The sequence below is a fragment of the Vagococcus salmoninarum genome, assembly GCF_003987495.1.
Lineage (GTDB): Bacteria > Bacillota > Bacilli > Lactobacillales > Vagococcaceae > Vagococcus_D > Vagococcus_D salmoninarum.
The window spans coordinates 70,838-82,561 of sequence record NZ_NGJU01000007.1 but is presented as its reverse complement, the minus strand read 5'-3'; the positions used below and the strand labels follow the sequence as shown (position 1 = coordinate 82,561).

Below are 11,724 nucleotides of genomic sequence, written 5' to 3'. Positions count from 1 at the left end.
AAGGATTAACAGTCAACCTCCTCACTGTTAATCCTTTTTTATTTGTCTATTAAACTCCTTTAGTAATACTCCCCTTTATATATCTAACTTCCTCTGCACAATCTGTCTTAACATCTCTGGGTCTCGATGATCAAAAAACTGACTCTCTCCCTTATCTAAGCTTTTAATCTGAGTCATCTCTGTTTCAGATAGCTGAAAATCAAAGACTTGCATATTTTCGATCATGCGACTTTCCGTCACCGTCTTTGGAATGACGACAATTTGCCGTTGCAGTAACCATCTTAAAATCACTTGAGCTGGGGACTTTTGATATTTTTGACCAATCTCAATTAGTACAGGCTGAGTAAACATCCCTTGCTGACCTTCGGCGAAAGGTGCCCAAGCTTCTCCTTGCACTTGCTCTTTTGCCATAAAAGCTAAAGCCTCATCTTGCTGGTGAAAAGGATTCACTTCAATTTGATTAATGGCCGGAATAATTTCGTTATAACTGATTAAATCAATTAAACGATCCGGTTGAAAATTAGAGACGCCAATTGCTCGAATTTTTCCCTCTCGGTATAATTCTTCTAAGGCCCGCCAAGAACCATGAACATCACCAAAGGGCTGGTGAATAAGATAAAGGTCCAAATAATCGACTTGTAACCGGGCTAGTGAACGCTGAAATGCTACCTTAGTTGCTTCATAACCCGTGTCTTGAACCCATAACTTTGTTGTGATAAAGAGTTCCTCTCGCGGAATGCCACTCTCTTTCAGAGCCTCGCCGACTTCCCCTTCATTCAAGTATGACGCTGCGGTGTCGATTAAGCGATAGCCATGCTTAATAGCTTGTAAAACACTTGCTTTCGTCTCACCCACTTCAGTTATTTGGAAAACCCCATACCCTAAAACTGGCATCATTACCCCATTATTTAATCGTACTTTTTCCATCTTCTGACCTCCATTTTTATTAATCACTTGTAAAAAGTTATTTTTAAGCTATTCTTAGTATAAGACCCTCGAGTAACTCGAGGGCAAGCGTAAAGTGGAGGTGTCTCATGTATACAATTAAAGAAGTCTCACAAAAACTCGATTTAAGTTACCATACTATCCGTTATTACACTGATATCGGCCTTGTTCCCCCAGTCGAACGGGATGAACATAACAATCGACTCTTCAGCGAACAAGCCCTCAACTGGTTGCAAGGTATTAAAAATTTAAAACGCAGCGGCATGAGTATTAAACTTCTTCAAAAATATGTTGCCTTATGTTTATATGGGGAAGGAACAACTCTCGACCGTTACGACATCATTTTAAAGCAAAAAGAAATTATTGCTGAAAAATTAGCTGAAGTTCAAGAATGTGCTGATTTTTTAGCAAGTAAACAACGGTATTACGAGGAGGTTCTAGCAGGGAAGCAGGCTGACCGAACCAATCCTAATAATTGGTAACGGCTCTTTCCTAATAAATAAAAAACCAAAATCCTAAGATTTTGGCTTTTTATTTTGATGTTTTTTATTCCCTTTTACCATTTCCTTCTTTTTATCTAAATGACGCTTCACAAGGTAAGCGATGACTAAAAGGATGATTAATAAAATCAAGGCTAAAATAATCAAATACAAGAGAAGGTTACTATCTTTTTCTAGTTCAACTGCTCGTTGGTTTAATTTTTTCGCAGTTTCTGACTCAATCGTAAACTCTTCATTCCATGACCATTCTTTATCATAATCTTCAGAACGGGCCTTCAGCTGAAGTTGGTACTTGCCACCTTTAAACTCTTGATTGTGCCAATTAATTCCAAAATTAAAATTAGAATTCGGGGCCATTTTCAACCCAGTTTCAGCCGCCTCAAACAGAATCCCTTTCTGGCCTTTTTTCGTTATTTGGGCATCAACTTTTAAATCGCGAATGTAAATTGGCTCGCTATTTTGTAAGTTTACGCCTAAATAGTTACGGTAGTTGACTTGAGTCGGGCTAATTTTAGCAGGGTCTAAGATTAATTCTGGTAAGATGTCTGAGATATCCGCTTTTTGGCGTAATTGAATACCAACGACATAAACAAACTTGTTCTTAATTTGAACACCTTGATTTGTTTCATCATTTTCGCTCTCATCTTCTTTTTGACTTAAATAAACACCACCAGCGATAACCCCTTTAATTGCTTCTTTTGGCATGTCAACTGTCACTTTAGCAACTTTTTCCGAGTTCGCCGGTACTTTAATTTCTTGGGCAATTTTGGCAATCCTTGACAGTGGAAACTTTAACGTCTTATCGTAGTCAATATTTTCAACATCAATTTTCAGATTAGCTTGATCTTGATTATTTTCCGTCGCTAATGCCTTAGCTTCTGGAACGCTCCAGCTATAATCAACCACGCCATTATCATTAGTGACTGCCGTGTTCACTGAGGCTAACATCACCAACTCTTTTTCCGTATTATTTCTCAAAACAACTTCTAATTCTTGCGTTTCTCCTGGGGCTAATAATACATCGAAAAAGGATTGATTTTTATCAATCTGATTTTTCGGCTGGTTAGTCGTCACCGAAACGTTCGTTGACGGATTTGCCGCTAACGCCTTTTCCTGACTGACAAGACTACCAGATAAGACTAGGACAGCCCCGATAATTAGATAGTTTAACATTCTTTTCATTAGTTTTTGATACCCTTTCCTTTAACTTCACCATTTTATTATTTACGACTGCCATCAACTATTTCAGGTGTATTGTAAAGTGACCAAGTAATCGTTGACTGGTAGATCTCAGCTTTTTCTTTATAAGCGGTCACTGGTACATAAAGTTGAACGTCTTCAATTTTATCAGTCTCTGTATACAAACTGCCATCATTTTTTTTCCCTTCGAGATAGTTCGTATCCATCACTAAAGATGTCAGAGCATTACCTTTCCCCGGGTCAGTTGAAAGAATCAACTGTGCCTTAGGGTTAATGCTATACCCTGATTCAGTCGTTATAATCCCTTCTGGGTTACGCTCATCAACAACCGAATTATTAAAAACTAAACTTGGTCGCTGAATTCTAATCTCGGCACCAATCAATTCTTGATTGCCACTCGTAAATGGTGTGGCTGCCACGGTCAACGCCCAACTTTGTGTCACCGTGTTCCCTCGGACATCTTCCACTTGCAGAAAGGGTGGATAATAACTTTTTTCTGGTGCCAGACTGCCATCTTCATTGATTTGATTGTAGGCCACTGTTTTTACTGAATACAACATATTTTTACTTGCAATCTCAACAGTTCCAAAATCAAAGGTTGGTGCATCTAAAATCATCAATGGTCCCGCTGGCATGGAAGGATGGGGGTCCACAGGTTTAACTATTATCGGTGGTGCCGTTTCAGGTACTGTAATCGAGCCATCGCCACCTGTTCCCCTTTCGGTAAAACTAACTAGTCCTCGCGGTGTGGCAGTTGTGGGTAAGTCGGCTGCTAAAACTGGTTGGCTCAGGAGTAGCCACAAACTAAACATGCCAAAAACGTGATAGTGGTTCTGCTTAATTGTAATCAAGCTCCTTCCTAGTTGACTGTCCTACAGTCCTTTAACTGCTTCTGGCGTCGCTGCTAATGTCCATGTAATCGTTGAAACATAGTTGTACTCTTTTGATTTTCTAGCAGTTCCTGGGACACTTAATTCAATGGATTCATCACTTTTAGCAACTTGTGACGTTGGTGGAGCTGATAAACTACCATCGTTCACATAAAATGATTCTGTCCAAACACCCATTCCTTCATCCACATTTGCTGAAAGCATTGTTTGGCTGGGAGCTCCATCTTCTGCTACTAAAGTGATGCCGTTATTGACTTCCGGACTTAAGACGGCAATTTCTTGATCATTTAGACCTGAGTGGTTCATTAACTGACCATTGTCAAAGGTAATACTAGCACCTTTCAAATTCTCAACGCCGGCAACTGGGGCACCTGTCGTTTTATCCATGGCTTTAAAAGCTGTTAAGCCCGTTGTGACTGTCCACCCAGCATTTGTTCCACGTTCATCTGTCACTTGAAAGTAAGCTGGTACAAAATACAACAGCTCTCCCTCTAGGTTGTTTAATTTTACATAGCTCGCTGGTGCTTTTACTTCTTGCCCTTTAATTTCAATCGTCCCAAAATCTAAGTTCGGAACTTGATCCAGTCGTAATAGTCCAGTTGTGCCATTTGGTGGTGTTGGAGCAACTTCCCCTGGCTCTGGATCAGTTGGATCGACTGGAGTTTGTGTGCCATCACTGTCTTTAAAATTAACAATTCCTTCGGTCTTTGCCGATTGTGGATAAGTCACATCTGCAAAACTCGTTTCACTTAAAACTACAGTTCCTAATAATAAGACACTTGTAAAGACTAAATTTGATACTTTCATTTTAATTTTCCCCTTTTTCGTTTGCATATTTTTATATTTCTGGTGTCGCTACTAGAACCCAAATCAGTTCTCCTTGATAATTAACGTCGGCCTTTTTAGCTATTTGTCCCGGTATTTTCAAGGTGATTTCTTGATTTTCAACCCCTTGCGACGCTCCACGACGGACTGTTTCAGTCGTTACTTCATCAACCAGCTCTCCGAAATACGTTCCCCAACTACCGATTCCTTCGCCAACCTTCGCTTCCACAATTGTTTGAAAATCCGTATTCATTCGTACTTTTTGTCCTAATTTACTTGGCTTGTTTTTTCCTAATTCAGAGATTAAGCTTTCATCATAGGACTCTGTTGCCGATAGAGTCAGTTCCGCCCCTGTAAGCACACTTAAGTCTGCTAGCGCAACTGACTCTTCAGGCTGTTCTGTAAACTCTTGAGACTGCTTGACTTGCAAAGACCAGCCCGTATTAGTCCCACGGTCATCCGTTGTTTCAATGTGTAAAGGCACATACTGACCTTGGGCATTGACCTCTGCTGTAGTATAGATTGCGTTAGCGATAATCGTATCGCCTTTCAAAGGCTGACTACCGAAGTGAATCACTGACACACTATCGATTCTTAAAGGCCCATTTGCCTGAGCCTCATCCCCAAACTGAAAATCAACATAACCTTGGGAAGAGATTTCAACGCCAGCAACGATTGGCGAACGTAGCATTAAACCACTAGCTAAGCCGAGGGTAACTAGTGAACTTTTCCTTAGCTTCACTTCAGTAACTCCTTCCTCCTAGACTTAACTAACAGTCTCAGGACTATTAATTAAGATCCACGTCAACTCACCTTGATACATCACATCTTTGACTTTAACCGTATCTCCGGGAATGGTTAATTGGACTGCCTCATTTTCAACTGGAATCATCACATCATTACCTTCAGGGTCTTTCCCAGGGCTACTAACAGCTGAGACTTTTTCACCAAATAAGGACTGCCACGTTCCCATGCCTTCATTAACTTGAGCATTAACGACTGTTTTCACTTGATCGTTTAAGTTAACCTTTTGTTTCAATCCTGATGGTCTTGTTTCCGTCGTTTCCCCCTGTTTATCAGCTGGCCGTTCCACACTTGTCACTGACAAGTTTATTTCAGCCCCTTTTAAAATAGCTGGGTCAGCTTTACTCATTCTGCCATCTGGACCTAACTCTGTGAATTGGCGAGAATGAGTGACTTGGAGTTGCCACCCTTGATTTGTCCCTCGATCATCGGCTGTTTGAACAGTTAAAGGTAAAAAATTAGTCTCAAGGAGGCTTCCAGCGTCATTCAGCAACTCTTCTTTAATATTTTCCGAATAAATCGCATTATAAGTGGCTGTATCTCCTTTAATGCCAACAATTCCGAAGTCAATCATCGTCACTGATTCGATTCTTAAAGGACCATTATTTTCTTCAGGGTCAGTTACTAAGTCTTGTTGGAACTGAACGTTTCCTGTTGATTTCAGTTGTGATTCTTGACCATTCTCAACAGCTAAAGCTGGCTGGCATATAACGGCTAAAGTACTGACACAAAGTAAACTTAAGCTGATTTTTTTAGTTATTTTCATCCCTTATTCTCCCCTTTATTTATGTTAGTTTCCAAGAACCATGGCCGATGGTTCGTCTAAAAGTACCCAAGTTAAAGTTGTTTGATAAGTCGTATCTTTGACTTTAGCTGAACTTCCTGGAATTTTTAATGTGACATTAGTATTTTCAGTGTCTTCCCCAGCAAGATTACCAAATAAGGTTGTTGTTGTTCCCACACCTTCGCTAGCTTTGGCAGCGACCATCGTTTTGAAGCCATCATTTTTTAAGATAACTGGTTTCAAGGTTGATGGTAAGAGATTACCTGACTTGCTAACGATACTCACTGGATTAATTGTTAGTTCCGTCCCTGCTAAAGGAACTGTGCCATCGACTGACTTAAACCCATCATTTTTGACTTGTAATTCCCAGCCTTGGTTTGTTCCTCGGTCGTCGATAATTTTAATATTATCAGGTAAAAAATTACCTTCTTCATCTTGCTCTGTGCTCATCTTGGCTGCATATACTTGATCGTCTCCGGAAATAACTTGCTCTCCAAAACTAATATTTGTCACGTTGTTTATTCTTAAGGGCCCCCCATTTTCTGGGTTATTCGGGTCTTCATTAGCTTTCATCGTAATTGATCCTGTTGATTTAATCGTCGCAGCTGGTGTTTCAGCTGCTAAGACTGGAGCCACTACTAGACTACTAGCTAAAACAATCCCCATACTTAATGTTACTTTTTGATGTTTCATTATTCATTCTCCCCTTTATATATATATCTAAGTTTTATTACTGACCTGGCTCATCACTCAAGGTCCAAATAAGTGTTGTTCGATAACTACCTTTCTCAATCAATGTCCCACCTGGTACAAAGAGCTCGACACTTTTTTTAGCGGTCTCAAGGTCACTTCCGAACATGTTTGTCCACGTTCCGTGTCCACTATTCGCTTTCGCCTGCATCACATTACTATTGATACCCTGGCCACTGTTATCTAGTCTTAAAATGATTTTTTGATTAGCAACAGGTCCCTTATCGAGACTATTTTGTGAATTAGGGGTCCCGTTAAATAGGCGTAGTTCCGCTTTACCAAGGGTCTTATTCCCTTCATTCTTAAATTGACTTTCTTGCTTGACTGCTAGAGACCAGCCTTGATTTGTCCCACGATTATCCGTGATTTGCACGTAATTAGGCACTGGCTTTTGACGATTGTCTGCCATAAAGACTGTATCTAGTTCTGCAAAATAAGCTTGGTCATTGCCATACGCTTTTTGCTTACCAAAATAAATAGACGACATGTAGTCAATACTTAAGGGGCCAGGGTTTTGTGTGCCTGGATTGCTAGGATTCGGTTTGATCTCATTTCCAGGATCCATCGGGTCGACTGGTAAAGTTGGATCAGTATTAACAATGTATTCAATTTCTCCTTGAGACTGACCTTGATTACTTTTGCTCTCTGCTAAGGCTGTAACGGCTAGCAAACTCAGGCTACTTATACAGATAAGTCTTAAAAAAATTGTTGTTTTTCTCCTCATTGACTACCTCCTTTCTTTAAACTAAACCGCCCTTTCCCCCAACACACTAGACATGTGAGCAACAGGAAACCCGCTACTTGTAAATAAACTTGCTGGTTATTTCCTGTTTGCGGTAATCTACTGGGCCCTCCTGCTGAGTCAGGGGGGGGATTAGGGCTGACTTGGGATCTTTCTGATGTAGTGGCAGTCGTTCTCCCTTGGTGACTGAAAACGCCCCACGAAACTACTAATAGTAGCACTAGCATTAGCAGTCTTTTTTTTATCATTTTTTCGCCACCTTCTCTGTTTTTGCCACAGTCTCTGCCGTGTCTTTTAATGTCCAGACTAACTCAGCCTGATACGCACCTGACTGTGCTTGACCTGGTCTGATATTTAAAGATAACCCTTGCTTTTTATGACGATCCCATAACAATTTTGTTTGAGTCGTCTGAATCGTTCCCGCTTGGCCATAAATCAAATTATCTTGATTATTGATTGATAGACGTTCGCCTTTTTCAGTAACAAATTCTAGAGCTCCTGCCAATTTTGCAGAAGGATTTATCTGAGACGTTAACTCTTGGCCAGCCTTTAGAAATAGTTCCCAGTTAGCCTTCGTACCACGAGAGTCTCTAATAATTAAAGAGATGTCTTCTTTGGGCATATAAGTTTCTTTCTTTGAAGTTAATTCCCTAACACCGAAATCAATGTTTTCGGGTTCTTCTACAAAACCAATACCCCCGGCTTCAACAACTGTCGTAATTTCATTTGAATCAATTTTTAAGATTTGACCATCTAGCGACTTACCAGTGACTACCCCTTGATTAGTGAAACTTTGATTAATAGCCTCTTCTTTAATGCGGCCTTGAAAAACAATCTTATAGGGCCGCCATTGATCGATGACTGCTGAACCGAAATTAATTTTCAACTGATTATTTTCAATCACCGTTTCAATTTGTTCATGATCTTCTCCGATTACTACAATACTGCTTTCATCTACTACTAGTAGGTCTGGAATTTTATCTATTAAAACGACTTCTTTCCAAGGGGATTGAGTGTCATTGGAGATATTAAAACGGTATTCTAAAACATCACCGACTAGGTTCAACTCATTTTCAGATGTTAAATTTCTCAGGTCTTGCGTTATTTTAGGTGCCACTTTATCAATTAAAACTTTTCCACCTGGGGAATCTACTGAGCCACTGACTTCATCCGTCGTCTGCGGGCTTGACTGACCAATTGCTTGAGCCGTATTTTTAACAACTGTGTTGTAACCTGCTTCAGTCACTCTCGTTTCAAAAGTCACTTTCGCAACTTCCTGAGGACTTAACTTACCTAATTTGATCGCTAAGGTGTTTTGCTCTTTTTCAAAACTAATATTTGCAGCTGGAATTTCTCGCCCTGCCCCATCTATAGCCGTTATTGTTTTGACATCTAGTAATAAGGCCTCAGGTAGCTCGTCTCGTAAAACAATTTTTGTGAAATTACCTATTTCATTAGCTTTCTTCTCATTAGAGACGTGAATCGTATAGACTAGCGTATCACCAACATAGGTCCCCCGGTCTCGGCTTTTATTTTTGACAGTTTTAACTAACTTATTGTGATTACCTAAGTCATCTTTCACGGTGATGAGCGTTCCTTCTTTAAACAAGGCGTCGTGGAAAAGTTTAGGTAAGACTGGGTTTTTGTTGCCCACTGTATCTGTTAGAAAGACTTGAACTATTGTCCCAGCTTTCAACGCTTGATTAAGAGCCAAGTGCCACTGCCCCTCTTCGTCTACAACTGTACTTAACTCTTTTTTCCCCTCATCTACTAAGGCTTGACCATTAGCAGTAGCTGTGACGGTTGCACCTGGTTCATCGCTACTACCTGAAAGAATTAAACTAGTATTCGTTAATGGGTTAACAATTGCCGGTGTGGGAGGAGTCACATCGATGACTGTGACTTCTTGATTAATTTCATTTGTGATTAATTGACCAGAGCCAATATTTTCCCCCTTGTTATTAAACGTTCCCCGCTCGAGCTCAGTAATTTTATAAACATCGCCGGCTTTAGCAAAATCTTTAAGCTTGTAACTGAAGATACCATCCTGACTTGCTTCACCCCATTGACTGATTTTTTCTTTAGACAGGATGGCTTTTTCATTAATAATTTGAGAATTATGGGTCATTTTAGCTCTAACTTCATTGACAAAGGCTTTTCGATACTCATTTGGCCCGACTGAGACAACGGCTTGACCATAAATTGTTTTATCGGCATTCGTAGGCACACGTAAGTAACTCAGATCTGGTTTAGCATTGTTACTACTCATTCGGGCTATCTGACTTTGCCCTTTATAAATCGTCGTATTAAATTCTGGTTTTTCTGAGTACTCGATATTTTGTAAATCTCTGCCTGTTAATCGATAATCAAAGACTGTAAAGTCATAACTTGGTGAGCCTTCAACATCATGTCCTTTTTCCCACCATGTCAACCCTGACTGAGTTGAAACAAATCTTGACCCCGTCCCAACTTGAATTACCGCTCCTTTACTCTGGCGATTAACAAAGTCAAAGTACAAAGGATTGTCAATCAACATATTGAAGGCACCCTTAATATTAAAAATACCAGTTGTTGCCCGGGCCGAGTTACCATCAACAATAAAAGTTGCCTGATCAGAGAGCTCTAAATCAAGGTTGCGGACGCTTGTTACAGCTGCACCGTTTTGGGAAAGGATGTCGACTTCACTTTCTGGTTCTGAAATAATAAACTTATTACTAACGCTTGAAGCCGGGTCTCCAAATTCTAAGGCTTGGTTATAATCTGGTCGATCTTCACCAAGTCCTCCACCATTCACAATTTTTAAAGTCGAGCCACCAATAACTTCAAAGATATTACCACCACCAACCATGCGGATAGTTGAACTACCACCTGCTTTTCCTGAGTTTTGCTTTTTACGAAAGTTGACTTCTGATTTATTAGTAATTAAATAGGTTGCCCCTTCATTAAAGAAACGAATCGCCGAATTTGTTCCAAAGCGATCGTAATTTCGTTCTTCGAAATCAATGTTAAACAAGGAGTTATTAACTTCCAAGCTAGCCTCTTTACCGGCTATTTGGAGGACGGCTGTATAAATCGAATTTAAAGAAAGCTCACTGTCTTTAAGCATAACCTTTACTTTATCCGACTCCATATAAATATCTGATTCACGCTGATAGCCTTCAGCCACCCACTCACTGTTAGAGGTTATGATCGATTTGTCTAATTTTAATTTGTCGCCATAACTGAAGATAAAACGCCCACCTTTAGTAGTATGTTCAATCTCTGAACCTGTGATCTCAATCGTACTTTTAGCTTTACCTTGATAAATAAAATCTGTGAAAACATCTGTCTTGACTGTTGTGTGATCAAAGATTAGATTCTTTGCATTGAAAAACGGGTTTTTCGGATCATTTCTTTGAGTAAAGACAAAGGTGTCGTTATTATGAAACTCGTTATCCCCAATAACCCTTACAACTGAATCATTGTTAGCTTTAATTAAAGGCGTTTTATTATCCGCAGGGACTGTCACGTTTTCAAAGATAATTTCTTTATACTCATTACTTCCTCGTAAGTCAAAGTCAAACATATTTTTAGCAACTCCCCGAGCTAAGGACCCTCGAGATTTTTTCAACGTAATATTGCTAATTTTCAACGTCAGATTACCGGCATTGCTTTTTCGAAAATTAAAACCCGTTCGCTCCGCACTATTGAAAGTGATGCTATGACCATTGCCATCGATTTCAAAACTTTTACCTCCAAAGTACACTGTATCAATCCATTGGTTGCCTTGAGAAAGGTCTGCAGTCAAGACAATTCTTTCAACTGTATTATCGAGCATCGCTTTTACTAATTCAGAAAAGGTCTTAACTTTCTCAGTCTGTGCTTTCCGACTTGTCAGCTCATTTTCTGCTACTGTTTCTGGTACATTTGTTGATTTTGTTGTTAGCTCAACCTGACTTTCCGCCGTTGTTACTGGTATAACTTCGACTTCTTCACTAGTCGAATTAGTCGAGCCTTCCTCTATTATTTCCTCAACTAACTGACTAGATACTTCATTACTTTCTGTAGTTAGTGTCGCCCCTTTTAATTCTTGCTTAGTATTCCAATGTAAGTTTAATGTCATTGAGACAAAAAGCATGCTCAAGACAATCCCAAGTTTCAAGTATACTTTTCTACTCATATACTCACCATCCTTTTCCTTAAATCCACCATCTGCTACTGTCATCTCTTTTGCTTATTTTTATAAGCTAAGGGCCTTCTCAAAAATTCTTCCTTTACTATACACACCTCTCTTTAGTAACTGCT

General features: G+C 39.7%; 11 protein-coding genes. 1 reads left to right on the top strand and 10 read right to left on the bottom strand.

Annotation, left to right across the window (positions count from 1 at the left end):
* Nucleotides 1-75: 75 nt before the first annotated feature.
* Nucleotides 76-927: an aldo/keto reductase gene (locus CBF35_RS06120; RefSeq protein WP_126779152.1), complete on the bottom strand. Its 852-nt coding sequence runs from the start codon at nucleotides 925-927 to the stop codon at nucleotides 76-78.
* 107 nt (nucleotides 928-1,034) lie between these two features.
* Between CBF35_RS06120 and CBF35_RS06115 the strand changes: the two genes are divergently transcribed.
* Nucleotides 1,035-1,427, top strand: coding sequence for a MerR family transcriptional regulator (locus tag CBF35_RS06115; RefSeq protein ID WP_126779150.1), 393 nt, complete (start codon nucleotides 1,035-1,037; stop codon nucleotides 1,425-1,427).
* A gap of 33 nt (nucleotides 1,428-1,460) precedes the next feature.
* Here CBF35_RS06115 and CBF35_RS06110 read toward each other — a convergent pair whose 3' ends face one another.
* The 9 genes from CBF35_RS06110 to CBF35_RS06070 are packed head-to-tail and all read right to left on the bottom strand — an operon-like array spanning nucleotide 1,461 to nucleotide 11,599.
* Nucleotides 1,461-2,627 carry a WxLIP family cell surface protein gene (locus CBF35_RS06110; protein ID WP_126779148.1) on the bottom strand — a complete coding sequence of 389 codons (1,167 nt, stop codon included), beginning with the start codon at nucleotides 2,625-2,627 and terminating at the stop codon, nucleotides 1,461-1,463.
* Nucleotides 2,628-2,665: 38 nt separating this feature from the next.
* Nucleotides 2,666-3,496 (bottom strand): WxL domain-containing protein, encoded by an 831-nt coding sequence (locus tag CBF35_RS06105; protein ID WP_126779146.1) that lies wholly within the window; start codon nucleotides 3,494-3,496, stop codon nucleotides 2,666-2,668.
* Nucleotides 3,497-3,517: 21 nt separating this feature from the next.
* Nucleotides 3,518-4,342, bottom strand: a complete 825-nt coding sequence (locus CBF35_RS06100) for a WxL domain-containing protein (RefSeq protein WP_170174722.1) — start codon at nucleotides 4,340-4,342, stop codon at nucleotides 3,518-3,520.
* 31 nt (nucleotides 4,343-4,373) lie between these two features.
* Nucleotides 4,374-5,102 carry a WxL domain-containing protein gene (locus tag CBF35_RS06095; protein WP_126779142.1) on the bottom strand — a complete coding sequence of 243 codons (729 nt, stop codon included), beginning with the start codon at nucleotides 5,100-5,102 and terminating at the stop codon, nucleotides 4,374-4,376.
* Between the two features lie 24 nt (nucleotides 5,103-5,126).
* A complete protein-coding gene (locus CBF35_RS06090; RefSeq protein ID WP_126779140.1) occupies nucleotides 5,127-5,930 on the bottom strand; it encodes a WxL domain-containing protein in 804 nt (267 codons plus the stop codon).
* Nucleotides 5,931-5,954: 24 nt separating this feature from the next.
* Nucleotides 5,955-6,641, bottom strand: coding sequence for a WxL domain-containing protein (locus CBF35_RS06085; protein WP_126779138.1), 687 nt, complete (start codon nucleotides 6,639-6,641; stop codon nucleotides 5,955-5,957).
* A 37-nt stretch (nucleotides 6,642-6,678) separates the two neighbouring features.
* Complete coding sequence (locus CBF35_RS06080) at nucleotides 6,679-7,422, bottom strand: WxL domain-containing protein (protein ID WP_126779136.1); 744 nt, start codon at nucleotides 7,420-7,422, stop codon at nucleotides 6,679-6,681.
* Nucleotides 7,419-7,667, bottom strand: coding sequence for an LPXTG cell wall anchor domain-containing protein (locus CBF35_RS15105; RefSeq protein WP_425330182.1), 249 nt, complete (start codon nucleotides 7,665-7,667; stop codon nucleotides 7,419-7,421). Before CBF35_RS15105 ends, CBF35_RS06080 begins: the two co-directional genes overlap by 4 nt.
* A 17-nt stretch (nucleotides 7,668-7,684) precedes the next feature.
* Complete coding sequence (locus CBF35_RS06070) at nucleotides 7,685-11,599, bottom strand: pectate lyase-like adhesive domain-containing protein (protein WP_126779132.1); 3,915 nt, start codon at nucleotides 11,597-11,599, stop codon at nucleotides 7,685-7,687.
* Nucleotides 11,600-11,724 lie beyond the last annotated feature (125 nt).

What these genes read in the sequence shown, in the direction of transcription:
- CBF35_RS06120 (WP_126779152.1), bottom strand. Translation starts at nt 927, where the DNA reads ATGGAAAAAGTACGATTAAATAATGGGGTAATGATGCCAGTTTTAGGG.
- CBF35_RS06115 (WP_126779150.1), top strand. Translation starts at nt 1,035, where the DNA reads ATGTATACAATTAAAGAAGTCTCACAAAAACTCGATTTAAGTTACCAT.
- CBF35_RS06110 (WP_126779148.1), bottom strand. Translation starts at nt 2,627, where the DNA reads ATGAAAAGAATGTTAAACTATCTAATTATCGGGGCTGTCCTAGTCTTA.
- CBF35_RS06100 (WP_170174722.1), bottom strand. Translation starts at nt 4,342, where the DNA reads ATGAAAGTATCAAATTTAGTCTTTACAAGTGTCTTATTATTAGGAACT.
- CBF35_RS06090 (WP_126779140.1), bottom strand. Translation starts at nt 5,930, where the DNA reads ATGAAAATAACTAAAAAAATCAGCTTAAGTTTACTTTGTGTCAGTACT.
- CBF35_RS06085 (WP_126779138.1), bottom strand. Translation starts at nt 6,641, where the DNA reads ATGAAACATCAAAAAGTAACATTAAGTATGGGGATTGTTTTAGCTAGT.
- CBF35_RS06080 (WP_126779136.1), bottom strand. Translation starts at nt 7,422, where the DNA reads ATGAGGAGAAAAACAACAATTTTTTTAAGACTTATCTGTATAAGTAGC.
- CBF35_RS15105 (WP_425330182.1), bottom strand. Translation starts at nt 7,667, where the DNA reads ATGCTAGTGCTACTATTAGTAGTTTCGTGGGGCGTTTTCAGTCACCAA.
- CBF35_RS06070 (WP_126779132.1), bottom strand. Translation starts at nt 11,599, where the DNA reads ATGAGTAGAAAAGTATACTTGAAACTTGGGATTGTCTTGAGCATGCTT.